26 protein-coding genes are annotated in these 24,797 nt (G+C 66.6%); 12 read left to right on the top strand and 14 right to left on the bottom strand.

The window, feature by feature from the left end; all coding sequences use genetic code 11:
- The 11 genes from NTCA1_RS04185 to NTCA1_RS04135 all read left to right on the top strand — a co-directional run bounded on the left by NTCA1_RS04185 (window position 1) and on the right by NTCA1_RS04135 (window position 9,420).
- Window positions 1-390, top strand: coding sequence for a DUF3168 domain-containing protein (locus NTCA1_RS04185; RefSeq protein ID WP_159828649.1), 390 nt, complete (start codon window positions 1-3; stop codon window positions 388-390).
- A gap of 27 nt (window positions 391-417) precedes the next feature.
- Window positions 418-825: a phage major tail protein, TP901-1 family gene (locus NTCA1_RS04180; RefSeq protein WP_159828646.1), complete on the top strand. Its 408-nt coding sequence runs from the start codon at window positions 418-420 to the stop codon at window positions 823-825.
- Entirely contained in the window at window positions 822-1,148 is a 327-nt protein-coding gene (locus NTCA1_RS04175; RefSeq protein WP_159828643.1) for a gene transfer agent family protein, read from the top strand. The genes NTCA1_RS04180 and NTCA1_RS04175 overlap by 4 nt, the downstream gene beginning before the upstream one ends.
- Window positions 1,145-1,351, top strand: a complete 207-nt coding sequence (locus tag NTCA1_RS04170; RefSeq protein ID WP_159828640.1) for a phage tail assembly chaperone — start codon at window positions 1,145-1,147, stop codon at window positions 1,349-1,351. Before NTCA1_RS04175 ends, NTCA1_RS04170 begins: the two co-directional genes overlap by 4 nt.
- Window positions 1,341-1,922 (top strand): tail tape measure protein, encoded by a 582-nt coding sequence (locus NTCA1_RS04165; RefSeq protein WP_159828637.1) that lies wholly within the window; start codon window positions 1,341-1,343, stop codon window positions 1,920-1,922. Before NTCA1_RS04170 ends, NTCA1_RS04165 begins: the two co-directional genes overlap by 11 nt.
- Before the next feature lie 22 nt (window positions 1,923-1,944).
- Window positions 1,945-4,326 carry a DUF2460 domain-containing protein gene (locus NTCA1_RS04160; protein ID WP_159828634.1) on the top strand — a complete coding sequence of 794 codons (2,382 nt, stop codon included), beginning with the start codon at window positions 1,945-1,947 and terminating at the stop codon, window positions 4,324-4,326.
- Window positions 4,323-5,144, top strand: coding sequence for a DUF2163 domain-containing protein (locus NTCA1_RS04155; RefSeq protein ID WP_159828631.1), 822 nt, complete (start codon window positions 4,323-4,325; stop codon window positions 5,142-5,144). Before NTCA1_RS04160 ends, NTCA1_RS04155 begins: the two co-directional genes overlap by 4 nt.
- Window positions 5,086-5,562, top strand: a complete 477-nt coding sequence (locus tag NTCA1_RS04150) for a hypothetical protein (protein WP_236549094.1) — start codon at window positions 5,086-5,088, stop codon at window positions 5,560-5,562. The genes NTCA1_RS04155 and NTCA1_RS04150 overlap by 59 nt, the downstream gene beginning before the upstream one ends.
- A gap of 2 nt (window positions 5,563-5,564) precedes the next feature.
- Window positions 5,565-7,739 carry a phage tail protein gene (locus tag NTCA1_RS04145; RefSeq protein WP_159828628.1) on the top strand — a complete coding sequence of 725 codons (2,175 nt, stop codon included), beginning with the start codon at window positions 5,565-5,567 and terminating at the stop codon, window positions 7,737-7,739.
- A complete protein-coding gene (locus tag NTCA1_RS04140) occupies window positions 7,711-8,211 on the top strand; it encodes a DUF2793 domain-containing protein (RefSeq protein WP_236549093.1) in 501 nt (166 codons plus the stop codon). The genes NTCA1_RS04145 and NTCA1_RS04140 overlap by 29 nt, the downstream gene beginning before the upstream one ends.
- 186 nt (window positions 8,212-8,397) lie before the next feature.
- Window positions 8,398-9,420, top strand: a complete 1,023-nt coding sequence (locus tag NTCA1_RS04135; RefSeq protein WP_086492424.1) for an OmpA family protein — start codon at window positions 8,398-8,400, stop codon at window positions 9,418-9,420.
- A 151-nt stretch (window positions 9,421-9,571) separates the two neighbouring features.
- Here NTCA1_RS04135 and queC read toward each other — a convergent pair whose 3' ends face one another.
- The 6 genes from queC to NTCA1_RS29035 all read right to left on the bottom strand — a co-directional run bounded on the left by queC (window position 9,572) and on the right by NTCA1_RS29035 (window position 14,796).
- Entirely contained in the window at window positions 9,572-10,267 is a 696-nt protein-coding gene (gene queC / locus NTCA1_RS04130; protein ID WP_086492425.1) for a 7-cyano-7-deazaguanine synthase QueC, read from the bottom strand.
- 64 nt (window positions 10,268-10,331) lie between these two features.
- Entirely contained in the window at window positions 10,332-10,799 is a 468-nt protein-coding gene (locus tag NTCA1_RS04125) for a hypothetical protein (RefSeq protein ID WP_236549092.1), read from the bottom strand.
- Between the two features lie 68 nt (window positions 10,800-10,867).
- Window positions 10,868-11,773: an Hsp33 family molecular chaperone HslO gene (locus NTCA1_RS04120; RefSeq protein WP_159828625.1), complete on the bottom strand. Its 906-nt coding sequence runs from the start codon at window positions 11,771-11,773 to the stop codon at window positions 10,868-10,870.
- A complete protein-coding gene (argF, locus tag NTCA1_RS04115; protein ID WP_159828622.1) occupies window positions 11,770-12,696 on the bottom strand; it encodes an ornithine carbamoyltransferase in 927 nt (308 codons plus the stop codon). Before argF ends, NTCA1_RS04120 begins: the two co-directional genes overlap by 4 nt.
- The gene (locus tag NTCA1_RS04110) at window positions 12,696-13,886 is read right to left on the bottom strand and encodes an aspartate aminotransferase family protein (protein ID WP_159828619.1); all 1,191 of its coding nucleotides are present in this window, start codon (window positions 13,884-13,886) and stop codon (window positions 12,696-12,698) included. Before NTCA1_RS04110 ends, argF begins: the two co-directional genes overlap by 1 nt.
- Before the next feature lie 142 nt (window positions 13,887-14,028).
- Window positions 14,029-14,796 carry a cold-shock protein gene (locus NTCA1_RS29035; protein WP_086492429.1) on the bottom strand — a complete coding sequence of 256 codons (768 nt, stop codon included), beginning with the start codon at window positions 14,794-14,796 and terminating at the stop codon, window positions 14,029-14,031.
- 300 nt (window positions 14,797-15,096) lie between these two features.
- On the opposite strand from NTCA1_RS29035, the gene NTCA1_RS04100 reads away from it, so the two are divergent.
- A complete protein-coding gene (locus NTCA1_RS04100; protein WP_159828616.1) occupies window positions 15,097-15,525 on the top strand; it encodes a TIGR01244 family sulfur transferase in 429 nt (142 codons plus the stop codon).
- Between the two features lie 191 nt (window positions 15,526-15,716).
- Here NTCA1_RS04100 and NTCA1_RS04095 read toward each other — a convergent pair whose 3' ends face one another.
- The 8 genes from NTCA1_RS04095 to pheT form a co-directional block, all read right to left on the bottom strand.
- Entirely contained in the window at window positions 15,717-16,055 is a 339-nt protein-coding gene (locus NTCA1_RS04095; protein ID WP_086492711.1) for a P-II family nitrogen regulator, read from the bottom strand.
- 215 nt (window positions 16,056-16,270) lie between these two features.
- Window positions 16,271-17,617, bottom strand: coding sequence for an ammonium transporter (locus NTCA1_RS04090; RefSeq protein WP_159828613.1), 1,347 nt, complete (start codon window positions 17,615-17,617; stop codon window positions 16,271-16,273).
- Between the two features lie 29 nt (window positions 17,618-17,646).
- Window positions 17,647-17,985, bottom strand: coding sequence for a P-II family nitrogen regulator (locus NTCA1_RS04085; protein WP_086492709.1), 339 nt, complete (start codon window positions 17,983-17,985; stop codon window positions 17,647-17,649).
- A 150-nt stretch (window positions 17,986-18,135) separates the two neighbouring features.
- Window positions 18,136-18,840 (bottom strand): endonuclease/exonuclease/phosphatase family protein, encoded by a 705-nt coding sequence (locus tag NTCA1_RS04080; RefSeq protein WP_159828610.1) that lies wholly within the window; start codon window positions 18,838-18,840, stop codon window positions 18,136-18,138.
- A 198-nt stretch (window positions 18,841-19,038) separates the two neighbouring features.
- Window positions 19,039-20,574: a peptide chain release factor 3 gene (locus NTCA1_RS04075; protein WP_159828607.1), complete on the bottom strand. Its 1,536-nt coding sequence runs from the start codon at window positions 20,572-20,574 to the stop codon at window positions 19,039-19,041.
- Between the two features lie 101 nt (window positions 20,575-20,675).
- Complete coding sequence (locus NTCA1_RS04070) at window positions 20,676-21,425, bottom strand: SDR family NAD(P)-dependent oxidoreductase (RefSeq protein WP_159828604.1); 750 nt, start codon at window positions 21,423-21,425, stop codon at window positions 20,676-20,678.
- Window positions 21,426-21,439: 14 nt separating this feature from the next.
- Window positions 21,440-22,330 (bottom strand): aldose 1-epimerase family protein, encoded by an 891-nt coding sequence (locus NTCA1_RS04065; protein WP_201282411.1) that lies wholly within the window; start codon window positions 22,328-22,330, stop codon window positions 21,440-21,442.
- Between the two features lie 55 nt (window positions 22,331-22,385).
- Window positions 22,386-24,794: a phenylalanine--tRNA ligase subunit beta gene (pheT, locus tag NTCA1_RS04060; protein ID WP_159828598.1), complete on the bottom strand. Its 2,409-nt coding sequence runs from the start codon at window positions 24,792-24,794 to the stop codon at window positions 22,386-22,388.
- Between the last annotated feature and the right edge of the window lie 3 nt (window positions 24,795-24,797).

Genomic DNA, 24,797 nt, shown 5'->3' with positions numbered 1-24,797 from the left:
ATGGAAATCGCCTTGCGCACCGCCCTGATCGACTGGCTCTCCGCCGATCCCCTGCTCGCGGAAGAACTCAATGCCGTGACCGAGGAAGCGCCGCTCCGCACCGCCCTGCCCTGGCTCGCCATCGCCGCCAGCGCCAGCACCGACTGGAGCAGCAAGTCCGGTCCCGGACGCGAAGTGCGCGTGGCACTGGAACTCCACTCCCGCGGCGATGCGCCGGAAACGGCGGCGACGCTCGTCGCGGCCATCGAGGCCCGGATCGGCAATCTGCCGCGCGAACGGCCCGGCTGCCTGATCGTCACCAGCCAGTTCCTGCGCGCCCGCACCGAGCAGCGCGGCGAAAGCCGCCGCGCGATCCTGCTCGAATACCGCTTTCGCCTGCTCCCCGCCTGACACTCTTCTCAAAAGGGAACCCCCGTCATGTCCGCACAGAAAGGCAGCGCCTTCCTTCTCAAGATCTCGGGCGGCGGCTCGCCCGCCACCTTCCAGACCGTCGCCGGGCTGCGCACCACGCAGATGTCGGTGAGCGGCGATGCCGTGGTCGTCACCAGCAAGGACAGCGGCGGCTGGCGCGAACTGCTGTCGGGCGCGGGTGTGCGCGCGGTCTCGGTCAGCGCGGCGGGGATCTTCCTCGGCAGCGCCGCCGAAGCCCGGATCCGCGCCAATGCCATGGCCGGAACGCTCGACGACTACGAACTCAGCTTCGAGGACGGCGAGAAGCTGCGCGGCAGGTTCCTCGTCCAGCGCCTCGACTATGCCGGGGATTTCAACGGCGAGCGCAACTATACACTGCAGTTGGAAAGCTCCGGCCCGGTGAGCGCGGCATGAGCCGGGACGCGGACGATCGGGCCAATCCCCTGCGCGGAGAGGCCCTGCTGGAAATCGGCGGCACGGCGCATGTCCTGCGCCCCAGCTTCACCGCGCTGGTCGCCGCCGAGGAGGAACTCGGGCCGCTTTTCGCGCTCGTCGAACGGGCAGGGGCGGGCGGGCTTCGCCTTTCCGAGCTGGCGGCGCTGTTCTGGCATTGCCTCGATCGGCGGTCCGCCGTCACGCGCGAAGCGGTGGGTGACGCGGTCCTCGCCCAAGGCCTTGCCGCCTGCGCGGTGCCGCTGCGCACGCTCCTGGGACAGATCCTGAAAGGCAGCGGATGAGCGAATTCGCCCCGGCCGCGCTCCTGCTCTGCGCCCATGCCGCGCGGATGCTCGGCTGGCGTCCGCACGAGTTCTGGGCCGCCACCCCTGCCGAACTCGCCGCCGCGCTCGGCCTGCCTCTGACGGGAATATCCGCCGCCGAAGCCCCCGGTCTCGACCGTGCCCTGCTCGAAAAGCTGATGGAGCAAGACAATGAGCGATGAAATCGACAGCCTGCTGGTGGAAGTGCGCGCCGGAACCGAGGGCTTCGCGCGCGACATCGCCCGGATGCGCGCCAGCGTGGACGGCGATCTCGTGTCCGGCTTCACCCAGGCCGGTCAGGCGCTGGAAAAGGGCCTGACCGGGGCGATCCGGCGCGGCAGCCTGGGCTTCGACGAGCTGAAACGCGTGGCCCTGACCACGCTGGGCGAGATCGCGGCGCAATCGGTGCAAGGCCTCATCGGCTCCGGCAGCGGCGGATCGGCTGGTACGGCCACGGCGAGCGCGTTCGATCTCTCCGGCTTGCTGTCCGGCCTGCTCGGCCTGCCGGGCCGGGCCACGGGCGGCAACGTCTCGCCGGGACGCGGCTATCTGGTGGGAGAACGCGGCCCCGAACTCTTCGTCCCCACGTCCGCCGGACGGATCGAGACTAGCCCGCCCGTTCGGGACGCCGCCCGCGACGTGAAAGTCTCGATCAACCTTACCGGCCCGCGCGGCGCCTCTGCCCCGCAGTCGCTCCAGCGCTCGTCCCGCCAGGTCGCCAGCGCCGTGCGCCGCGCCCTTTCCTCCCGCTGATTCCTACCTGGAGCCCCCCGAAATGGCATTCTGGCTTGCAACCCGGCGTAGCGGACAGACCAGCGACTGGATCCGGCGCTTCGACCCGCGCTTCTGGACCGTCAACTTCCCCCGCCCGATGATGGCCTCGGTCGTCTCGACCGGCCCCGATTCCCTGCGCGTCGATGCCTCGTTCCTGCGTAAGGGCGATCTCGGTGGGCTGATCTGGGAAAGCGAGGACCGGCTCGACCATCCCCTGCTCGCCTATGCGACCGACCGCGACTATGCCCATACTTCGCTGAGCTTCCGCTGGCGTTCCTCCGGGGTGATCCCGCTCGATTCCGGCATCGGCCCCACTCTGACCGTCGAAGGCCGCGACGTGGCAGGCGTGCCGCGCGTCTGGTACGTCCGCCTCTGGAACTACGCCGAAGGCACCGGCGAGGACGCGCGGATCGCCTTGCGCTTTTCCCAGCTCGATGCCGGTTTCACGCTGCCTTCGCCCGACCGCGTCTGGCCCCATGCGATCGAGCGCATGTTCATTTCCTTCTGCCCGCCCGGCTACGACGGCAGCGCCGATCCCCTCCCCGCCGAGGCTGAAGGCTGGATCGAACTGAGCGAGATCGCCGTGGACGGCGCCCGCGCCATGCTGGAGATCGGCGATGTGATGATGCCCGCAAACGGGCTCGCCATGGCCACCGGCTTCGACGATCAGGGCGTGCAGACCCCCGCGCGCCTGCTGCGCAGCATTCGCCAGCTCGGCTACCGGGGCTCGGTCATCCACTACGTCGGCATGAGCCACTATTTCCGGCTCGCATTCGCGAACGGCGCCTATCTGGCCGGATCCGACACAGGCTCAAATGAGGGCGGTGACCCGCTCAACGCGCCGACGCGGGCATGGCACCGTGCCTTCTTCGCGGAATGCCTGCGGCTCGGCCTGAGCCCGGTCGCCTCGCTCTCCTACGAATTGCTGGACCAGCATTGCCCCGACGCCTGGCGCCAGCGCGACCATGCCGGAAATCCCGCCCTGACCGGATGGGACCCGCCCTCCACCCTGCTCTCGCCTGCGAACGAGGCGGCAATGGGCTGGCTGCAATCGGTGGGCGCCGCTTTCGCCCGGCTCATGATCGAGGCAGGCGCCCCGGTACGCTTCCAGGTCGGAGAGCCCTGGTGGTGGTGCTTCGCGGACGGGCGCATCTGCCTCTACGACCCGGCCGCCATAGCCCGCTTCGGCGGCAATCCCCCGATCATTCCCGACTTGCGCGCGCCGCTGGACGATGAGCGCAAGGCCCTGCTCGACATGGCAGGCGAAGTGCTCGCGCAGTCGACCGCCGATCTGGTCGCCGCCGTGCGCACAGCCGCCGCAGCGACCTCGACTCCTGTGGAGGCGCTGGCGCTGGTCTTTACCCCCACGGTGCTCGATCCGGCCATGCCCGATATGCAGCGCGCCAACTTGCCGACCGGCTGGGCATGGCCCGCTTTCGACCGGCTTCAGGTGGAGGACTACGACTGGCTCACCGCAGGCGCCGACGCGCCGCGCCGCCAGGCCTATCGCACCGTGAACCGGCGCCTCGGCTATCCGCCCGAGGAACAGGACTACCTCGCAGGCTTCGTGCTCGATGCCGCGCAGTCCGACCAGTGGCGGCGCATCGACGCGGGCATCGACGAAGCGCTGGCCCGGTCCCACCACGAAGTCGTCGTCTGGGCGCTGCCGCAAGTCGCCCGCGACGGCTTCGTCCGCCTCCCGCCGCCCTGGCCAGACGATAACGACAACGACGATAACGACAAAGGAGCCGCAGAAATGCAGGCCTTCGACAATGTACCCTATCCGCTCGCCCTCGGACGCGACACCGCCGTGGTCGCCGAATTTTCCACCACCGTCTCGGTGACCGCGTCCGGCTTCGAGAGCCGCAACAGCCTGTGGTCGAATGCCCGGCTGCGCTTCGACCTTGGCCCCGGTGTCCGTTCGGAAGCGGAACTCGGCACGCTGATCGCCTTCTACCGCGCCCGGCGCGGCCCGGCGCGCGGCTTCCTGCTGCGCGATCCCGCCGATTTCAGCTCGAACGGTATGACCGGCGATCCCGACCCGCGCGACCAGTACATCGGCGCGGGAGACGGCCTGCGCAGCACCTTCCCGCTGGTGAAGCGCTATGGCGAGGGAGAGGATGCGCAAGTCCGGCGCATCACCCGCCCCCGCAGCGTAACCATCTCCATCGACGGCGCCGCGCAAGCCGGAAACTGGACGCTCGATCCGCTCGGCCTCGTCGTGTTCGATCAGGCCCCGCCTGCGGGCGCCTCGGTCAGGGCGGGCTTCCTGTTCGACGTTCCCGTGCGCTTTTCCGAAGACCGGCTCGAAGTGTCGGGCGCGTCCTTCGCGGCGGGCGAGGCGCCGAGCGTGCCCGTCGTCGAGATCCGGGAGGCGTCATGACCCGCATCTGGTTCTCGAACGCGCTGGAAACCGTCGCCCTGTTCTGGCGCCTGGACCGCAGGGACGGCGTGACCCTGGGCTTCGTCACCCACGACGCCGACCTCTGGTTCGACGGCCTGCTGCACCGCGCCGCACCGGGCATGGTGCCCTCATCGATCCGCAAGTCGGCCGGTTTCGAACCCGACAGCGCGGAAGTGCGCGGCGCGCTGACCCACGAGACGATCTCGGCCGAGGACCTTGCCTCCGGCCGCTTCGACGGCGCGCGCGTTACCATCGGCCTTGTCGACTGGGAGACGCGCGAACATGGCAGCCTCTACAGCGGCACGATCGGCGCGATTTCGCAGGAGGACGGTGCTTTCTCCGCCGAACTCTCCTCGCGCAAGGAGGAATTCGCGCGCGATCCCGTGCCCCGCACCAGCCCGTCCTGCCGCGCGCCGTTCTGCGGCCCCGGCTGCAATCTCGACCCGCAGCGCTTCACCCGCGAGGTGCGGATCGCCGATGCCGAAGTCCCGGCAGGCAGCGCGGCATTCGACCCGCCGGTCGATCCCGCCCTGTACTTCGGCGGAAGCTTGCGCTGGCTGGAAGGCCCGCAGACGAGCATGACCGCAGGCGTGATCGGCGCCGCGCAGGAACGGCTGATACTGGACATGCCGCAAGGCAGCCTCCCGCCGCCTGGAACCCGGGCCTTGCTGCGCGAGGGCTGCGACCACACCCTGGCCACCTGCGGCACCCGCTTCGGCAATGCGGCGAACTTTCGCGGTGAGCCTTTCCTGCCCGGAAACGACATGCTCACGCGCTATCCCGCCCCGGCATCGTGACCCCCACATCATGAACGGCGAGGAAATCGCAGACGCGGCCCTTGCCCTGGTCGGCATTCCCTTCCGGCTGCACGGACGCGATCCCCGTATCGCGCTCGACTGCCTCGGGCTGGTGGCCGCCGCCACCGACAACACGGCGAAGGTGCCCGCCCGCTGCAGCCCGCGCTCGCTGCGGCGGGACCGGGCCGAGGCCATCGCCTGTGCCCTCGGCCTCGTGCCGACCTCGCAGACGGCAGCCATCGCCCCCGGCGACGTGCTCATGTTCGAGCCCGCACCCTGCCATCACCATCTCGCGGTAGCACTGGACCCGCACCGCATCGTCCACGCCCATGCCGGTCTGGGCCGTGTCGTCCTCGGCCCGATACCCGCCGACTGGCCTATCACCGGCCACTGGCACGCCCTCCCATCGAAGGAATAGTCATGGCCACGCTTGTCTTCAGCGCCGTCGGCACCGCTCTGGGCGGGCCGGTCGGAGGCGCGATCGGAACCCTGTTCGGCAGGCAGTTCGACACCGCGATCCTCGGTTCCCCGCACCGCGAAGGCGTCCGCCTCAAGGAACTGGAGGTCACGACATCCAGCTACGGCCAGCCCATCCCCCGCCATTTCGGGCGCATGCGCGTGGCCGGGCAGATGATCTGGGCGACCGAACTGACCGAAAGCACCGACACGCTTGGCGGCGGCAAAGGCAGCGCCGCGATCACGACCTACAGCTACAGCGCCAGCTTCGCGGTCGCGCTGGCGAGCCGTCCGATCCTCGATATCGGCCGGATCTGGGCGGACGGCCGCCTGCTGCGCGGCACCGATGGCCAGCTCAAGTCCGGCGGCCTGTTGCGCGTCCACAAGGGCCACGCCGATCAGCCCTGCGACCCGCTGATGCTGGCCGCCGAGGGCGCCGACCGCTGCCCCGCCCACCGCGATCTTGCCTATGTAGTATTCGAGGACCTCGACCTTTCCGACTTCTACAACCGCATTCCGGCACTGACCTTCGAGGTCTTTGCCGATGAGGGCTTCGACCTGTCGGACGTGGTGGGCGATCTCGTCCCGGATGCCGACGCCGCCGTTCCCCTCGCCGGGTTTCACGGCCTGACCTGCGACGGCCCGCTCACCGGCCTGCTCCAGACCATCGATCAGGTGATCCCGCTCGATATCGACGCCGGAGGCGAAAGGCTGGTCATCGCACCGCAGCGGCGGCAGTCGCAGCCGATCGCCCTGCCGGAGGCCGCCATTAGCGCCGAAGATGGCGATTTCGGAATCAGGAGCGGCTTTTACCGCCAGCGCGCTGCCCCCGAAGAGCGGCCGGTTTCGATCCTACGCTATTTCGACAGCGACCGTGACTATCTGCCCGGGCTCCAGCATGCCTCGGGCCGGGCCTCTCCCGGCAGCCCGCGCGCCATCGAACTGCCCGCCGCGCTCGGAGCCGATACGGCAAGGTCGCTGATCGAGAGAACGCGGCGCCGGATCGACTGGAGCCGCGAACGCCTGTCCTGGCGCATGAGCGCGCTCGATCCCGCAGTCACGCCGGGCGCGATCGTCCGCTTTCCCGGCATCCCCGGGGAATGGCGCGTGCTGGAATGGGAATGGCGCGATACCGGCGTGGAGATCTCGGCAGAACGCATGGCGCCCGCCTCGGCGGATGCGCCTGCACCGGCCGGAGCGGACCCCGGCCGGATCAATGCCCCGCGCGATCTCCCCCCGCCCCCGACCACGCTTGCCGCTTTCGAACTGCCCCACGATCCGGCGCATGTCTTCGCGGCCGTGTCCTCGCCGGGCGCCCACTGGAGCGGCGCGGCACTTCTGGCCGATCGCGGCGACGGGGAACTCCATCCCCTCGGGCCGAGCGGCCGCCGCCGCGCCGTGATGGGCAGGACCACGACCGGCCTTGCGTCGATGAGCCCGCTTCTCTTCGATCGCGTCTCCAGTCTGGACGTAATGCTCGTCGATCCGGCGATGCAGCTTTCTTCCGGGACGATCAGGGAACTCGCGGAAGGCGTGAACCTCGCGCTCGTCGGAGAGGAGATCGTCCAGTTCGCCCGCGCCACCGCACTCGGTGGGGGCGCATGGCGGCTGGAAGGCTTCCTCCGCGGCCGCGGCGGCACCGCGGCGGCGGCAAGATCGCATCGTCCGGGCGAAAGTTTCGTCCTGCTGGATGGGGCCGCCGTTCCGCTGGATTCAGCGGCCCTCGGCTCCGCCGGAACGCGAAAGGTGGCGGCTCTGGGCCGGGGAGACGGCGACCCGGTGCTCGCCCCGATCTTCTTGAACGGGATTTCCCTGCGTCCTCCCGCCCCCGTTCACCCCCGCGCGGCGTTCCTGGCGGACGGGACCCTGAAACTGCAATGGACCCGGCGCGCACGCGGTGAACGGGTGTGGCAAGACGGCATCGACGTGCCGCTGGTGGAACAGTCCGAAAGCTACCTGCTCACTTACGGCCCGCCCGATCGCCCCGTGGCGACCTGGACGCTACCCTCCCCCCTGATCCTCCTCCCGGCCGCCGAACAGGCGCAGCTTTCCGCGCTTTCGCCGGGCGAGGTGTTCCGGGTGCGCCAGCAGGGCACCCATGCCCTCTCCGATGCCCTACGCCTGTTTCAACTGCCCTGACCGGAGAATTTTCATGAGCGATTCCATCCTTTTCGAAAACACCAGCCCCAGGTTCGCGCTGCCGCTGCTCCATGTTGGGCAGGCGCAGAAGGAAGAATTCGTCAACGAGGCCCTCTCCCGCTGCGACCTCATGCTGCACTGCGCCGTCTCGGGCGAGCGTGCCGATCCGCCCGAACATCCCGAAGCGGGCGAGACCTGGCTGGTCGCGCAAGACGCCACCGGTGCCTGGACCGGGCGCGGCGGCCAGCTGGCAGGCTTCCACGGCGGCAACTGGCTGTTTGTCGAGCCGCGCGAAGGGCTTAGGATTTTCGACCTTTCCACGCGCCAGGAGCGTCTTTTCAATATTTTTTGGAGAAAGGCAGCGCTTCCCGTGGAACCACTTGGAGGAATGACAGTTGATGTTCAGGCTCGGGCGGCGATCGGTGAACTGGTCGCAGTCCTGCAAGCCTTGGGTATCGCTCCATCAGCATGAGGGGCAGAATTGCGCAGGGGTGAAGGTGCTGTCGATTTCAATAAAGGAGTCACGAGGCATCACCAACCCCCCGAAAACGCGACATTTCTGCAACAGTTACGTTCAATGTGCGCTTGCACACGGATAGCTGAGGGGGTAGACACTCGAGGCACTCGGTGGCTCCAAATCTCTTAGTAGGGGAAACATATGAGGAAACTCGTCATTGGCCTGGCGCTGGCTTCGACAGCTATCGCCACGCCCGCGCTTGCGCGCGACAACTCGTGGTATCTTGAGCTCGACGCCGGCGCGATGATCGTCGAAGACGCCGATCTCGACGTCAACGGCGTCAGCAACGTCGACACCGCTGAATTCAGCACCGGCTTCGACGGTGGCGCTGTTCTCGGTTACGACTTCGGCCCGTTCCGCCTTGAAACCGAAGCCAGCTATCGCCAGGCTTCGTTCATGGGCAGCAACGGCCCGGACGGCAGCAACCTGACCTTCATGGTCAACGGTCTGCTCGACTTCGGTCCCGATGACGGCCTTCAGGGCTATGTCGGTGGTGGCGCCGGCGTCGGCCGCGTTCACTACGACATCTTCGACGATTCGGACACGGGCTTCGCCTGGCAGGCCATCGCGGGTATCCGCGCGCCGATCAGCAGCCACGTGGACGTCGGCCTGAAGTACCGCTTCAGCAACGTCAACAACCTCGACTTCGTCGATGTTGCCGGCAACGAGATCAGCACCCGCTGGCGCTCGCACTCGCTGATGGCGACCCTGGGCTACAACTTCGGCGAACCGGCAGCTCCGCCGCCGCCGCCGCCGCCGCCGCCCCCGCCGCCCCCGCCGCCGCCCCCGCCGCCGCCGCCGCCGGTCGTGGAATGCAACAAGGGTCCGTACATCGTGTTCTTCGACTGGGATAAGTCGGACATCACGCCGGAAGCCGCCACCATTCTCGACAGCGCCGTCAGTGCCTATGGCAACTGCAACAGCGTGCCGATCATGCTGGCCGGTTACACCGACCGTTCGGGCTCGCCGAAGTACAACATGGGTCTTTCGGCACGCCGTAACGACTCGGTTCGTGCATACCTCACCAGCCACGGTATCCCGGATGGTGCGATCTCGAGCCAGGCCTTCGGTGAAGCCAACCCGCGCGTCCCGACTGCTGACGGCGTCCGCGAGCTGCAGAACCGTCGCGTCGAAATCACTTACGGTCCGGGTTCGGGCATGTAAGCGAACCGGCAACGGTTACAGATTGGGGGGTCGGAGCAATCCGGCCCCCTTTTCTTTTGCCTACCGTCCGCGCGCGGTACGCAAAAAGCTCGGGCACAAAAAAACGCCCCGCAAATGCGGGGCGTCTATCGTTTGGAGCCGGGGGCGGAGATCAGGCCGCGTAAGGCGTGGGATCGATCAGCCCGGCATCCGCGAAGCCCGCCTTGCGCAGGCGGCAGCTGTCGCATTCTCCGCAGGCCAGATCGCCCGGCTGCGGATCGTAGCAGGACCAGCTCATCCCCGCATCCATGCCCAGCCGATGCGCTTCCCGCGCGATATCGGCCTTACCCATGAACTGAAGCGGCGCGTGGATCTGGAACTGCGTGCCCTGATCGCCCTCCTTGGTCGCCAGGCGGGCGATGTCCTGAAAGGCGGCGATGAATTCCGGGCGGCAGTCGGGATAGCCGGAGTAGTCGAGCGCATTGACGCCGATGAAGATATCGGAAGCGCCGATCGCTTCGGCCCATGCCAGAGTCAGCGACAGGAACACCAGATTGCGCGCGGGCACGTAAGTCACCGGCACACCATCGCCCAGCCCGTCCTTCGGCACGTCGATATCGTCGGTCAGCGCCGAACCGCCGAACTGCCGCAAATCGAGGGGAAGCACGACATGGCGCTCTGCCCCGACGAATTCGGCGATCGTGCGCGCCGCATCAATTTCGCAGCGATGGCGCTGGTTGTAGTCAATGGTCAGCGCATTGACGGCATAGCCCGCTTCACGGGCGATACCGGCCGAGACCATGGAATCGAGGCCGCCGGAAAGAAGAACGACCGCCTTGCGGACTTCGTTATCTTGAGGATTCTGCATGCCCCTGCGCTAGGCCTTCGCCGGGACGATGACAACCTCGCGCATGGACCTCAGTTCCGGGGCCTCAGTTCCGGCAGCCCCCCGTGCGCCGCCCCTCGCCCGCGTAGGAGTAGGGCTGGCCATTGGCGATGCCCTGCGTATCGATCTGGATCAAGGCATTGGTTTCACGGCGAATCCGCGTCCGCCCATAACCCTGACCGGCGCAGGTGTACTGCACGACCACTTCGGCAGGCGTATCCTCTACCACCACCGACTTGCAGGTCATTCCCGGGTGGTGAAGCTGGATCAAATCCCGCCCGCCGCGAATGCAGACATTGTTGGCGACCGCGCCGGCGCCGCGGTCACGCAGTTCCCACGCACCCGATTCCAACTGGTCGAGCATGTTCAGCGACCGGGTTTGGCCGATTGCACCTGCGCCAAGCGCAAGGGCCGCGCCGCCCACGACGATCGTAAGCACCGCACGAATTCGCCGCCGCTGGGCAGGTTCCTTGGGGGCGGGAAACAGGTTCGCTGAGGGCCGGGGGTAAGTCATGGCCCCCATATCGTCACTCTCCGCCGACAAGACAAGTCGGTCGGCGCCCGAGCGGCGGATTGCGACAATCACACCGGGACGTGCAAGATCCTGGAACAGAACGCACAATCGACTGGAACCATGCCGGTTTCGTCCCGCATATCCACGCGCTCGGCCTCCGGGAAGGCAGCGAGAATGCTCTGGTAATATTCCACGGAGCAGCGGCAGCCGCGCTGGAGCGGTTCGAGCGGCTCGGCGCGCACTTCGTCTTCCTCATGGAACAGGCGCCACACCAGCTGCTCCAGATTGAGCACCGGATCCACCAGTTCCGCCGGGCGGATGCTCTGCGTCATGATCGAAACATGCTCCCAGTCCGGGTGCATTTCCTTAGCGTGGAGTCGCTCCTTGCCTTCCTCGCCGTCGGGAAGGTGCTGGACCAGCAGTCCGCCCGCCACGCAGCGCGGATCGTTGGAACGTACCGCGACGCGGATGACGGTGGGCAACTGCTCCGACTGCGCGAAGTAATTCTCGCAGGCTTCCGCCAGCGAGGCGCCTTCCAGCGGGACCACGCCCTGATAGCGCTCGTTCGACACGTCGAGGTCGAACGTGATGGCGAGGTATCCCGTGCCGAAGATCGTCTCCAGCGAGCAATCCTCTTCCAGCTTCTCCGCCAGAACCGGATCGTGCCGCAAGTATCCGCGCAGTTCGCCGTCCCTGTAGTCGCAGACCAGCAGGTCGACCGCACCGCCTTCGGCCTGGGCCTGGAAGGTAAGCTGCGCGCCCCGTTCCTTGAGCAGCGAGCCCATCAATGCCGTCAGTACCAGCGCTTCGGCCAGGACATGCTTCACGACCTTGGGATAGCTGTGCGCGGAAAGCACCGTCTCCAGCACCGGGCCCAGCCGCACGACGCGCCCGCGCGCACTGCGCGCGGGAACGGTGAAGGCCAGGACCCGGTCGAAGCCGGTGTCGTCGCTGCGCGGAAGGTCCTCGTTCACAGCTTGCCCAGTGCCCAGAGCAGCACGGACTTCTGCCCGTGGATACGGTTTTCCGCCTCGTCCCAGGCGCCGGACTGCGGGCCGTCGATCACTTCGTCGGTCACTTCCTCGCCGCGATGGGCGGGAAGGCAGTGCAGGAACAGGGCGTTCTCGGCCGCGGAGGCCATGAGCGCCGCGTCGACCTGATAGGGCTGCATCGCCGCGACATGCACATCGCCGCCGGCCTGGCCCATCGACACCCAGGTATCAGTCACCACCACCTGCGCGCCGCGCACGGCTTCCACCGGATCCTGGGTGCAGATCACCTCACCGCCCGCCGCGCGCGCGCGCTCGACGAAACTGGCGTCCGGCTCGTAACCGGCAGGCCCGCCGATGCGGATCGTGAACTTCATCAGCCCTGCCGCCTCGATCAGCGAGTTGGCGACGTTGTTGCCGTCTCCCAGCCATGCCAGCTGGAGACCCGGCAGCGAGAAGCCGCGCTCGACGATGGTCAGCAGATCGGCGACGATCTGGCAGGGATGCGAAAGGTCGGTGAGGCCATTGATCACCGGCACGTCGGCATGACGGGCCAGTTCCTCGATCTTGGCGTGATCGTCGGTGCGGATCATGATCGCATCGACCATGCGGCTGAGAACGCGCGCGGTATCCGCCACCGTTTCGCCGCGGCCGAGCTGCGTCGATCCCGATTCGAGAATCAGCGCGCTGCCGCCGAGCTGGCGCATCGCCATGTCGAAGGAAACGCGGGTGCGGGTGGAGTTCTTCTCGAAGATCATGGCCAGGACATGCCCCGCCAGCGGCGCATCGGCATCGGGCTTGCCCTTGGGCCAGCCCTTGCGCGCGGCCTTGCGGTCGATGGCGTCGTTGATCATCGACGCCAGGACGGGACCCCCGGCGTCGGTCAGATCAATGAAATCGCGGCTCATCAGGCGACCTCTTCCGGCTGGTAGCTCGCCGCAGCGGCGGAGAGGCGTTCCATGAACTCGTCGATGTGACCGTCGTCGATGACCAGCGGCGGCAGCACGCGCACTACGTTGTCGCCGGCGGAAACCGTGAGCACCTGATGATTGTCGCGCATATGGGCGACGAACGCCCTCGGCTCGCTCTTCAGCTTGATGCCGATGAACAGCCCGCGGCCATGGACCGATTCGAACAGCTCGGGATAGTTGCCGATGAACTGCTCCAGCCGGGCGCGCAGGCGCTCGCCTTTGGCGCGCACTTCGGCGAGGAATGCTTCGTCGGAAACGACGTCGAGCACGGCACCGATCGCCGCCATGGCGAAGGGGTTGCCGCCATACGTCGAACCGTGGGCGCCGATCACCATGCCGCGCGCCGCCTTCTCGGTGGCGAGGCAGGCCCCGACCGGGAAGCCGCCGCCGATGCCCTTGGCCGTCGACATGATGTCCGGCACGATGCCGAACTGCTCGTAGGCGTAGAGCGTCCCGGCGCGGGCGACGCCGCTCTGCACTTCGTCCAGCACGAGCATGAGGTCATGCTCATCGCAGAGCGCGCGCAGGCCCTGGAGGAATTCGTCGGAAGCGATGCGGACACCGCCCTCGCCCTGGATCGGCTCGACCAGGAAGCCTGCGGTGTTCGGGCCGATCGCCGCCTTGGCGCCCTCGAGATCGTTGAACTCCACATACTTGAAGCCCGGCAACAGGGGCTGGAAGCCCTTGTGCATCTTCTCCTGGTTGGAGGCGCTGATCGTGGCCATCGTGCGGCCGTGGAAGGCGTTCTTGAAGGTGATCAGCTCGTACTTGTGATCGTTGCCGACATGCTGGTGATAGGCGCGCGCCGCCTTGATCGCGCATTCGACCGCTTCGGCGCCGGAATTGGTGAAGAACACCGTATCGGCGAAAGTCAGGTCGATCAGGCGCTGGGCAATCGCCTCGCCTTGCGGGCTGCCGTAGAGGTTGGAGACGTGCATCAGCGTCTCGGCCTGCTTCTGGATCGCGCCGATCAGGCCGGGGTGCGAGTGGCCGAGCAGGTTGACGGCGATGCCGCTCGCGAAATCGAGGAATCGGCGACCGTCTTCACTGATGAGGTGGCAATGTTCGCCGCGAACGGGCCGAACGCCGCACCGGGGGTACACGGGCATCAGCGGAGTGATCGACATGACGGAATTCCTCGATAACGAATCAGTGAAGTGAAAACGTGAATCGCAAACGACAAATGGCGGCCCTATACGGACCGCCATTTGCGCGCTTTTAGGTGTTTGCAGGCCCCCGGTCAAATCACCGGGAACGTTGCAATCGGGGTCAGGCCTGGAGCGGCGCCAGGTTGACCGCCGAGTACTTGCCTCGTCGATCGACCTCGATGTCGAACTCCACGCGGTCGCCTTCGTTCAGGGCGCCGAGGCCCGAACGCTCGACGGCGCTGATGTGAACGAACGCGTCCGGCTGGCCGTCATCACGGGTGATGAAGCCGAAGCCCTTCATGGAGTTGAAGAACTTGACCGTGCCGCTGGCCTTTTCGCCGGTAAGCTGGCGCTGCGGAGCAGGCTCGCGCTTGGCGACGGGGATCACGTCGCCGACGACGACGAGCTCGCTGGCCGAAATCTTGCCGCCGCGATCGACGAGCTGGAATTCCAGCTGCTGACCTTCGGCCAGACCTTCGAGACCGGCACGCTCGACCGCGCTGATGTGAACGAACACATCTTCGCCGCCCTCATCGCGCTGGATGAAGCCGAAGCCCTTTGCACCGTTGAAGAACTTTACGACGCCCTTGCCCTGGCCAACGACCTGGGCCGGCATGCCGCCGCCGCCACGGGGTCCGCCGAAGCCGCCACCGCCGCCGCCGCGCGGGCCGCCGAAGCCGCCGCGATCACCGCCGCCGCCGAAGCGGTCACCACCGCCGAAACCACCGCGATCACCACCGCCGCCGCCGAAGCGATCGCCGCCACCGCCGAAACGGTCACCGCCACCGAAGCGATCCTGGCCGGCAAAGAACGGATCGAACTCGTTCTCCCCAAAACCACCATCGCGCTTGTCGCGTCCCCTTCCGCGACGACCTCTGTCAAAACCCATGTCTACGAACGTACCTTCGCTGCGCCCCAAAAAGCATGAACCCGGACACGTGGACGAACCGCGCCGGGCGGCAGACCAGATAGCCGGAATGCGCCGGAACCTGCCTGCAATCGCGAGTCATACACGAGGTTCTGCCACATGGCGAACACAATTACGTGCCAATTTCCCGCCGGATCGACGAAATAGCGTATTTTCACGACGTTCTGGCTTGCTTTTAGCGGGCACAGCGCGCTTGACGTGAACGAATTTCAGGCCGAACCGGATCGTCAAAGGTCCGTTTCATACCGGAGACTCGCTTTCATGTTCCGCCAGATCACCGATACCGTCTTTGCCAGCCCGCAGATCGGCACCGAAGCCATTGCCGAGGCGAAAGCCATGGGAATCGTGCGGATCGTCAACAACCGTCCCGAAGGCGAGAGCGACGACCAGACTCCGGGCGAGGTGATCGAGGCCGAAGCCCGCGCCGCCGGGATCGACTATGTGGCGATTCCCGTCGGCCACGGCGGCTTCAGCCAGGCCCAGGTGGATGCCATGGCCGAAGCGCTCGGCAGCGCCGACGGCCCGGTCCTGGCCTATTGTCGTTCGGGCACCCGCTCGACCCTACTCTGGGCCCTTGCCCGCGCCAAGGCAGGGGACAACCCCGCGGTGATCGCCTCGAAAGCCGCCGCCGCCGGTTACGACGTCTCGCCGATCCGCCAGCTGATCGACATGCTTTCCGTGGGCAACTGAGAGAGTCGTTGTCGGGTGCGCCTTCGACATCCGTCGAAGGCTTGCGGCACCGGCCCGCGCCCCCACCCTACCACCCGCAGGATACTACCGTTGGGTGGTAGGGTGGGGGCGCGGGCCGGTGCCGCAAGCTCGTCACGTACGTGACGAGCGCACCGAACTAAAAACTCAACTCCGCACCGCGACTCTTCAAATCACAGGGCGATATCGCCCTGTTCACCCGTGCGCACGCGAAGCACGTCGGCCAGGTCCAGCACGAAGATCTTGCCGTCGCCGATTTCCTCGGTGCTTGCGGTCGTGCGGATGATTTCTATCACCGTCCCGGCAAAAGCATCCGACACGGCGATCTCCAGCTTCAGCTTGGGGACCATGCTGGAGGCATATTCCGCGCCCCGGTAGATCTCGGTCTGCCCCTTCTGCCGGCCGAAGCCGCTCACTTCGGAAACCGTTAGACCCGATACCCCGGCTGCCGAAAGCGCGTCTTTGACTTCGGCGAACCGGAAGGGCTTGATGATCGCGATGATGTATTTCACGCCTCATCTCCTGACCGTCTCCGCGCCCCGATGGTCGCTGGAGAGCAAGCCCGGCAGCATCCCACAAGCAGGCGCGACTACAAAGCGAAATGGCACGAAAAAAGGGCCGGAGCGGCTGGCTCCGGCCCTTGAGGTTGTGTTCGCAGGAGGAACACCGGTAGGCGGCGACGGATCGTAGGAGAGGAAGAAATATCCGCCGCCGCCAAGCTCTTTGATCAGTTGTAGGCGCGCTCCCCGTGCTCGCCGATGTCGAGGCCTTCGAGTTCGACTTCGGGCGAGACCCGCAGTCCGGTGACGGCCTTGGCGATGAGTACGGCAACCGTGGTGCCGATGGCCGACCAGACGATGGCGACCAGGACCGCGATGATCTGGGTGGCGACCTGCGAGCCCATCGAGAAGTCGTCGCCGCCGGGGCCGCCCAGCGCGGGCGAGTAGACGATGCCGGTGCCGATGGCGCCGACGATGCCGCCCACGCCGTGGACGCCGAAAGCGTCGAGCGCGTCATCATAGCCGAACATGGGCTTGAGCTTGCTGACCGCGAAGAAGCAGATCACCGAAGCGACCGCACCGAGGACGAGAGCGCCGAAGGGACCCGAGTTGCCCGCAGCCGGGGTGACCGCGACGAGACCGGCGACGATGCCCGAGCAGAAGCCGAGCGCCGAACCCTTGTGACCGGCGAGACGCTCGGTGACCATCCAGGCCAGGCCTGCCGACGCCGTGGCGACGAACGTGTTGATCATGGCCAGTGCGGCCGAACCGTTGGCTTCGAGCGCCGAACCGGCGTTGAAGCCGAACCAGCCCACCCACAGCAGACCGGTGCCGACCATGGTCAGCGTCAGCGAGTGCGGCGGCATCGGTTCCTGCGGATAGCCCTTGCGCTTGCCCAGGATGATCGCAGCCACCAGCGCGGCGACGCCGGCATTGATGTGGACGACGGTGCCGCCCGCGAAATCGAGCGCGGCAGGCAGTTCGGTGCCGAACATCTTGCCTTCGAACAGGAAGCCGCCGGCTGCCCAGACCATGTGCGCGATCGGGAAGTAGACGATCGTCAGCCAGACGATCGCGAAGACCATCACGGCCGAGAACTTGATGCGTTCCACCGTCGAACCGAGCACGAGCGCGAGCGTGATGGCAGCGAAGGTCATCTGGAAGCAGATGAAGATATATTCGCTGATCACTTCGTCGCTGAACGTTGCAGCGGTGCTGTCAGGCGTGACGCCGGCGAGGAAGAACTTGCCCCAGCTGATGAAGGCGTTGCCTTCCGGGCCGAAAGCGAGGCCGTAGCCGTAGATGACCCAGAGCACCATCGCCAGCGAGGCAGCGGCACCGATCTGCGTCATCGTCGAGAGCATGTTCTTCGAGCGGGTGAGACCACCGTAGAACAGCATGAGGCCGGGAAGGATCATGAGCAGGACCAGCAGGGTCGAGGTCATCATCCAGGCATTGTTGCCGGGGTTGGGCACCGGGGCCGGAGCCGTGGCGGCTTCCTGGGCCCAGGCAGGCATGGCGGCGAACAGCGACGCACCCAGTGCGCCGGCGCCGCAAAGAATCTTGCGGTTCATCGTGGTTTCCCTCCTGTCGAAAGCGCCGGTCAAAGCGCGGTGTCCCCGGACTCGCCGGTGCGGATGCGCATGGCTGAGGCAAGGTCGAGGACGAAGATCTTGCCGTCGCCGATGGCTTCGGTGCTGGCGACCTGCTGGATCGTTTCCACGATCTTCGGCGCCAGATCGTCCGGCGCGGCCACTTCGATCTTCACTTTCGGGAGCATGTTGGTCGAGTACTCGGCCCCACGATAGATTTCGGTCTGACCCTTCTGCCGTCCGAAGCCCTTCACTTCGGACACGGTCATCCCGGCGACACCGATTGCGCCCAACGCCTCCCGAACTTCGTCGAGCTTGAAGGGTTTGATGATGGCTATGATGAACTTCATGCCTATCCCCTGTTTGTTACCGGCCCCGCGCCGGTTGAAACTGGATAAGCAAGGGGCATGCCAATTTACCAATCGGCGGGATTCGGCGGAGAATTTATTCCGCTCAACGCAAGTGCAGCATGAACCGCCGCTCAATTCCTGAGCAGTTGCCTATTTTTTAGGCAACTCAAGCGACGCAAAGACCGGCAAATGGTCCGATCCTATCGCGGCAAGGGGGCTATGATGAACGTTTGTTCCCAAAACTGCCCACTCTTCAGACACTATGATGCGATCGAGCCGTGCCAGCGGCCTTCGGGAAGGAAAGCTCCGGCCCGGCGCCAGCACCTGCCAGGGCGCGTGGAACTCCCGAAAACAGCCGCCGCCCGCCGACCATTCATTGAGATCGCCCATCATCACCGTGGGCACGGCGGCCTCGCATTCGTGGACATGGGCCAGCACACTTCGCACCTGCAACCGGCGCCGCAGACCGGAAAGATCGAGGTGCATGCCCACCACCCGGAAGCGCTGCCCGTCGCGCGAAAGGTCGGCGCGGATCGCTCCGCGCGGCTCCAGCACCGGCAGCGGCACCGCCTCGGCCTGGAGCAGTTCGATGCCCTTGCGCACCAGGATCGCGTTGCCATGCCAGCCCAGGCTGTCCGGCTTCATCGAGAGCGGTACGGGAACGTAGTCGGTCGTGGTGTGGATCGCATCGAGCGGCAGCGCGCTCATCCGGCGGCCGAAGCGGCGGTCCACTTCCTGTAGCGCCACCACGTCGGCGTCGATTTCGCGCAGGACCGTCAGGATGCGCTCGGGATCGCGCCGCCGGTCGAGACCGACGGCCTTGTGGATGTTGTAGCTGGCGAACTTGATCTGCAACGAAGGACTCCGAAGGGATGCTGGCTGTAGCAATCCATCGGCGTCCTGTCAGGTTCCGGGCTTGGCGTGATTATGCGGGGGCTTCGACAGGCTCAGCCTGAGCGGGTTGAGAGGTTTATGCACCACGCCCGCTCATCCTGAGCTTGTCGAAGGATCATCCCGAACCTGTCGGAACGTCACCCCAGGTTTACCGAGGTATCAGCGTTCCTTGGTCGCGCTGAAGGTCAGGTCCGGGTTGCGTTCCTGCTGGTAGCTCACGTCCCAGGCGGAGCGGGCCATGAACACCGGGTCGCCGTCGCGGTCGCGGGCGAGGTTCATCTTGTTGAACTCGCCGAAGTCGCGCAGGGCCTTGTCGTCGCCCTTGAGCCAGCGGGCGGTGTCGAAGGGCGAGCCTTCCAGCACGGCTTCCACCTTGTATTCGGCTTCCAGACGGCTGATCAGCACGTCGAGCTGCAGCTGGCCGACCACGCCGACGATCCACTGCGAGCCGATCTCCGGGTAGAACACCTGGATCACGCCCTCCTCCGACAGATCGTCCAGCGCCTTGCGCAGCTGCTTGGTCTTGGTCGGATCCTTCAGCGCCACGCGGCGCAGGATTTCCGGCGCGAAGTTCGGCAGGCCGGTGAAGCGGACCTGGTTCTTCTCCGAAAGGGTATCGCCCACGCGCAGGGTGCCGTGGTTGGGAATGCCGATGATGTCGCCCGGCTCGGCATTGTCGGCGATCTCGCGGTCCTGCGCGAAGAACAGGATCGGCGAGTGGACCGCGATCGGCTTGCCCAGGCCCGACGGCGTCAGCTTCATGCCACGTTTGAAGGTGCCCGAGACCAGCCGCATGAAGGCGATGCGGTCGCGGTGCATCGGGTCCATGTTGGCCTGGACCTTGAAGATGAAGCCGGTGACTTCCTTGTTGTCCGGCTCGATCGTGCCCTCGTTCGAGGGCTGCGGGCGCGGCGGCGGGGCGAACTTCTCGATGGCATCGATCAGTTCGGTGACGCCGAAGTTCTTGAGCGCGGAGCCGAAATAGACCGGCGTAAGGTCGCCGCCGCGATAGGCCTCGACGTCGAATTCGGGATAACCGGCCTGGGCCAGTTCGAGTTCCTCGGCCACCGCGTCGGGCAGGGTCGCATTTTCATCGACTTTGCCGAGGAATTCCTTGCTCGCGCCTTCCGGGCGGCTGATCTTGCCGCTCTCGATATCGAGAATGCCCTCGAACAGGCCGCCCATGCCGACCGGCCAGGACATCGGGCAGACGTCGAGCGCCAGCATGTCGGCCACTTCGTCCATCAAGTCGAAACAGGCGCGGCCTTCGCGGTCCACTTTGTTGATGAAAGTGATGATCGGCACCGAGCGCAGGCGGCAGACCTCGAAGAGCTTGCGGGTCTGCGGCTCGATGCCCTTGGCAGCGTCGATCACCATGATCGCCGAATCGACCGCCGTGAGCGTGCGGTAGGTGTCTTCCGAGAAGTCCTCGTGACCCGGCGTGTCGAGCAGGTTGAAAGTGATCCCGTCGCGCTCGAAGGTCATGACCGAGCTGGTCACGGAAATGCCGCGCTGCTGCTCGATCTTCATCCAGTCCGACCGCGCACGGCGCGCGGCGCCGCGGGCCTTGACCTGCCCTGCCAGGTGGATGGCGCCGCCTTGCAGCAGCAGCTTCTCGGTCAGGGTGGTCTTGCCGGCGTCAGGGTGCGAGATGATCGCGAAAGTGCGCCGGGACTGGTGGGGGACGTTGCTCATCGGCGCGCTATTACTGGGCGCGGGGCCAGATGGAAAGGGGCCAGATGGCAAGGGCCAGATGCAAGGGAAAGCGGGGCACGCCTGCTCCCCCGTCATCCCCATTAGCCTTCGCGCGCGACCTGGAAACCAGCGAAGGACTGGCTCACCGGCATCAGTTCCAGCGTGTTGATGTTGAGATGCGGCGGCAGGGTGGCCACCCAGAGCACGGTCCGGGCAATATCCTCGCCGGTCATCGGATTGGCGCCGCCATAGAGAGTGTCCGAGGCCTGCTGGTTGCCGCCGGTGCGGACCAGCGTGAACTCGGTCTCCACCATGCCCGGCTCGATCGATGTGACGCGCACACCGGTGCCCGCGAGGTCCGAGCGCAGGCCGAGCGAGAACTGATGCACGAAAGCCTTGGTGCCGCCGTAGACGTTGCCGCCGGTATAGGGATAAGTCGCCGCCACCGAGGACAAGTTGACGATCGCGCCCTTGCGCGCGACCAGCGCGGGCAGCAGCTTGTGGGTGAGCGAGACCAGCGCGGTGACGTTGGTGTCGATCATCGTCTTCCAGCTTTCGAGCGAGGCGCTCTGGGCCGGTTCGGTGCCGAGCGCGAGGCCCGCATTGTTGACGAGGCAGTCGATCCCGGCGAACTCGGCCGGGAGCGCGGCCAGGGCCGTGTCACGCGCGGCTTCGTCGCGCACGTCGAAGACGGCACCGTGGAACATGTCGGCGCCGAGTTCCGCCTTCAGGGCTTCCAGACGCTCGGCACGGCGGCCGGTGCCGATCACGCGCCAGCCTTCGGCCACGAACGCGCGGGCACAGGCTTCGCCGATTCCGGCGGTGGCGCCGGTCACGAGTGCGGTCTTCATGGGGAAAGTCTCCTTCAATCGGCGGTGAGGACGCTGACGTCCATGCGGAAGCTCCGGCTTGCACCGGGTTCGAGCGAAAGCACGCCGGGCTTGGCGCGGAAGTCACCGGTATAACCGAGCGGATCGGCCACGCCCTGCCAGGGTTCGATGCAGAGATAGTTCGCGCCCGGCTTCTGCCAGATACCCAGCATCGGCGTATCGGGAAACGCAACGGCAAGCTGCCCGCCGCCCGGCGCCCCGAAGGTGAGCGCGCGGCTGGCAAGGCGGTCCCAGATCAACGCGTCGGTCTCGAACAGCGCGGCATCGGGGGTGAGCAGGTGTCCTTCGACCGGCGTTGCCACCGGCTCGGGCATGACCAGGCCGGTCGCCATGTCGATGCGGCGGATCGGCTGGGGTTCGCCCTGCTCGAAAGCGATCGTGTGGTCGGCCTTGGCCGCGCCGCCCGGCAGCGGCCAGGCGAAGGCGGGGTGGTAGCCGAAGCTGAACGGCATGGCCTCGCCGCCCGCGTTCGTCACCGCCGCGGTCATGTGCAAGGACATGGCTTCGAGGCGGAACTCCAGTTCCAGCACGAAAGCGAAAGGATAGACCTTGCGGGTTTCGTCGCTGTCACGCAGGCGGAAACGGGCGCGATCCGGCGCGGTTTCGACCACTTCGAACAGCAAATGGCGGGCAAACCCGTGCTTGGGCAAAGCATATTCGCGCCCGTCCAGCCGGTAGCGACCGCCGCTGAGCGCGCCGACGATGGGAAACAGGATCGGCGCATGGCCGGTCCAGAACGCCGGGTCGGCATCGGTCATGTATTCGCGGCCCGCGCGGTCGGTCAGCGACCAGAGTTCGGCCCCGAACGGCGCGATCCGGGCGGAGAGATCGCCGGAAGAGATGGTCACGAAGTCCAAGTCGGTCACCGGCTCACTCCTGATTGTCCGTCGTCCCGGGCTCGATCCGGGACGACGCATTGCATCACCCCCGCAGCACCGCGCCCAGCTTGGCGGCGGCGGCGGTTACCTTGTCGCTGATCGCCTTGAGGTCCTCTTCCTTGTAGCTCTTTTCGAGCGGCTGGAGCGTGACTTCGAGCGCGAGCGACTTCTGCCCTTCCGGCACGCCGGTCCCACGGAAATCGTCGAAGAGACGGGCCGAAACGATGTTCGCCTTGTCCACGCCCGCAACCATGCGGACGAGATCGCCCGCCGGCAGTTCCGCAGGCACCAAGAACGCGTAGTCGCGCGTCACCGCCTGCAGCGCCGGGGGCGCGTAGCGGGTACGGGCGAAAGTAGCGGCGCCCTTCTTGCCGGGGATAGCGTCGAGATAGATCTCGGCAATCGCCACCGGGCCTTCGATGTCGAACTGCCTGGCGACCGCCGGGTGCAGCATGCCGAAGCGCGCCAGCACGTTCTTGGGCCCAAGGCGCAGCGTGGCCGACTGGCCGGGGTGGAACTGCGAACCGGCCTCACCCATGACCTGCAACTTTTCGACCGGAGCGCCCGCTTCGGCCAGGAGCGCCGTGACTTCGGCCTTGGCATCGTAAGCATCGAACACGGTCGCCTTGCCCGTCGCCCAGCCGCGCGAGACCTTTTCGCCCGCCAGCACGAAGCCCAGCGCCAGACGCTCGTCGCTCGCACCGCCCGCGCCGCGCAGATAGCGACGGCCCAGTTCGAACAGGCGGAGCGACGAAGCGCCGCGATCGAGGTTGCGCTTGGCCGCCATGAGCAGGCCCGGCAGCAGCGAAGGCCGCATGACCTTCATGTCCTCGCTGATCGGGTTGGCCAGCGACCACAGGTCGTTGCCGTCCGCGAAGGCATCGGCCTCAGCAGAAGGCAGGAACGACCAGGTGACGGCCTCGTGCAGACCGCGCGCGGCAGCGGCGCGGCGAACGCGGCGCTCCAGCGCCTGCGTCGGCGTAGCGGTCGGACGGGCAACGCCGTCGGCGCGCGGCAGGGCAACGCTGGTCACCTTGTCGAGGCCGTTGATGCGGACGACTTCCTCGACGATGTCAGGCGCGCCGTCCACGTCCGGGCGCCAGCCGGGAACGGTGACGGCCCATGCCTTGTCGAAATTCGCCTGCTCGGCCACGACCGAGAAGCCCAGGCTCTCAAGGATGCGCTGCTGTTCGGCCGCTTCGATGCGGACGCCGCCCAGCTTCTCGGTCAGGGCCGGATCGAAGTGAACGATCTTCGGCGTGGCCGGGGCCGCGCCGCTGCGCACCGCCTGCGAGGCCTCACCGCCGCACAGCGTCTGGATCAGCTGGGTCAGGTGATCGAGACCGGTGTCGAGGAAGTTCGGATCGATCCCGCGCTCGAAGCGGCTGCGCGCGTCCGAGGTCAGGTTGAGCTTGCGGCCGGTCCTGGCAATGCGCTCGGGATCGAAATAGGCGATTTCGAGCAGGACGTCGGTGGTTTCTTCACCGCAGCCCGAATGCTCGCCGCCCATGATCCCGGCAATGTCGTGAACGCCCGAATCGTCGGCGATCACGGTCATCTCGGCATCGAGCGTGTAGGTCTTCTCGTTCAGCGCGACGACAGTCTCGCCGTCGTGCGCGCGGCGCGCGACGACACTGCCGTTCAGCTTGGCAAGGTCATAGGCGTGAGCCGGGCGGCCATAGGCCAACATGATGTAGTTGGTCGCATCGACCAGCGCCGAGATCGGACGCTGACCAGCCGCCTTCAGGCGTTCCTGAAGCCACTGCGGCGAAGGGCCGTTCTTCACGCCCTTGATTACGCGGCCATAGAACGCCGGGCAACCCTCGGCATCGTCGGTGCGGACTTCCACCGGGCAGGGGAAGCTGCCGGCGATATCCAGCACCTCGATCGGCTTCAGCGTGCCGAGACCGGCGGCGGCCAGATCGCGCGCGATGCCGTAGACGCCCATGCAGTCCGGGCGGTTGGGGGTCACGGCGACCTCGATCACCGGATCGGCGCCGTGGTAGTTCGCGAAAGGCGTGCCGACCGGTGCATCCTCGGGCAGTTCGATGATGCCGTCGTGATCTTCGCCCAGCTCCAGCTCGCGCGTGGAGCACATCATGCCGTTCGATTCGACGCCGCGCACGGCCGCGACCTTCAGCACCATGCCGTTGGCGGGCACGGTCGCGCCGGGAAGGCCGAGCACGCCGACAAGGCCCGCACGCGCATTGGGTGCGCCGCAGACGACCTGCAGCACGCCCTCGCCCGTATCGACGGTGAGGACCTGCAGCTTGTCCGCCTGCGGATGCTTGTCCGCCGTCAGCACCTTGGCGACGCGGAAACCGGCCAGCTTGGCGGCGGGGTCTTCGATGCCTTCGACCTCAAGGCCGATGGCGTTGAGCTTCAGGGCGATATCCTCAAGCGAGGCATGGGTCTCAAGGTACTGCTTGAGCCAGGAAAGCGAGAACTTCATTTT

It is taken from the genome of Novosphingobium sp. TCA1 (genome assembly GCF_009811895.1).
Taxonomy (GTDB): domain Bacteria; phylum Pseudomonadota; class Alphaproteobacteria; order Sphingomonadales; family Sphingomonadaceae; genus Novosphingobium; species Novosphingobium panipatense_A.
This window is presented reverse-complemented; position numbering and strand designations above follow the sequence as displayed.

Coding starts and splice junctions, on each gene's coding strand:
- NTCA1_RS04185 (WP_159828649.1), top strand. CDS start 1: ATGGAAATCGCCTTGCGCACCGCCCTGATCGACTGGCTCTCCGCCGAT.
- NTCA1_RS04180 (WP_159828646.1), top strand. CDS start 418: ATGTCCGCACAGAAAGGCAGCGCCTTCCTTCTCAAGATCTCGGGCGGC.
- NTCA1_RS04175 (WP_159828643.1), top strand. CDS start 822: ATGAGCCGGGACGCGGACGATCGGGCCAATCCCCTGCGCGGAGAGGCC.
- NTCA1_RS04170 (WP_159828640.1), top strand. CDS start 1,145: ATGAGCGAATTCGCCCCGGCCGCGCTCCTGCTCTGCGCCCATGCCGCG.
- NTCA1_RS04165 (WP_159828637.1), top strand. CDS start 1,341: ATGAGCGATGAAATCGACAGCCTGCTGGTGGAAGTGCGCGCCGGAACC.
- NTCA1_RS04160 (WP_159828634.1), top strand. CDS start 1,945: ATGGCATTCTGGCTTGCAACCCGGCGTAGCGGACAGACCAGCGACTGG.
- NTCA1_RS04155 (WP_159828631.1), top strand. CDS start 4,323: ATGACCCGCATCTGGTTCTCGAACGCGCTGGAAACCGTCGCCCTGTTC.
- NTCA1_RS04145 (WP_159828628.1), top strand. CDS start 5,565: ATGGCCACGCTTGTCTTCAGCGCCGTCGGCACCGCTCTGGGCGGGCCG.
- NTCA1_RS04140 (WP_236549093.1), top strand. CDS start 7,711: ATGCCCTACGCCTGTTTCAACTGCCCTGACCGGAGAATTTTCATGAGC.
- NTCA1_RS04135 (WP_086492424.1), top strand. CDS start 8,398: ATGAGGAAACTCGTCATTGGCCTGGCGCTGGCTTCGACAGCTATCGCC.
- queC (WP_086492425.1), bottom strand. CDS start 10,267: ATGCAGAATCCTCAAGATAACGAAGTCCGCAAGGCGGTCGTTCTTCTT.
- NTCA1_RS04125 (WP_236549092.1), bottom strand. CDS start 10,799: ATGACTTACCCCCGGCCCTCAGCGAACCTGTTTCCCGCCCCCAAGGAA.
- argF (WP_159828622.1), bottom strand. CDS start 12,696: ATGAGCCGCGATTTCATTGATCTGACCGACGCCGGGGGTCCCGTCCTG.
- NTCA1_RS04110 (WP_159828619.1), bottom strand. CDS start 13,886: ATGTCGATCACTCCGCTGATGCCCGTGTACCCCCGGTGCGGCGTTCGG.
- NTCA1_RS29035 (WP_086492429.1), bottom strand. CDS start 14,796: ATGGGTTTTGACAGAGGTCGTCGCGGAAGGGGACGCGACAAGCGCGAT.
- NTCA1_RS04100 (WP_159828616.1), top strand. CDS start 15,097: ATGTTCCGCCAGATCACCGATACCGTCTTTGCCAGCCCGCAGATCGGC.
- NTCA1_RS04090 (WP_159828613.1), bottom strand. CDS start 17,617: ATGAACCGCAAGATTCTTTGCGGCGCCGGCGCACTGGGTGCGTCGCTG.
- NTCA1_RS04085 (WP_086492709.1), bottom strand. CDS start 17,985: ATGAAGTTCATCATAGCCATCATCAAACCCTTCAAGCTCGACGAAGTT.
- NTCA1_RS04075 (WP_159828607.1), bottom strand. CDS start 20,574: ATGAGCAACGTCCCCCACCAGTCCCGGCGCACTTTCGCGATCATCTCG.
- NTCA1_RS04070 (WP_159828604.1), bottom strand. CDS start 21,425: ATGAAGACCGCACTCGTGACCGGCGCCACCGCCGGAATCGGCGAAGCC.
- pheT (WP_159828598.1), bottom strand. CDS start 24,794: ATGAAGTTCTCGCTTTCCTGGCTCAAGCAGTACCTTGAGACCCATGCC.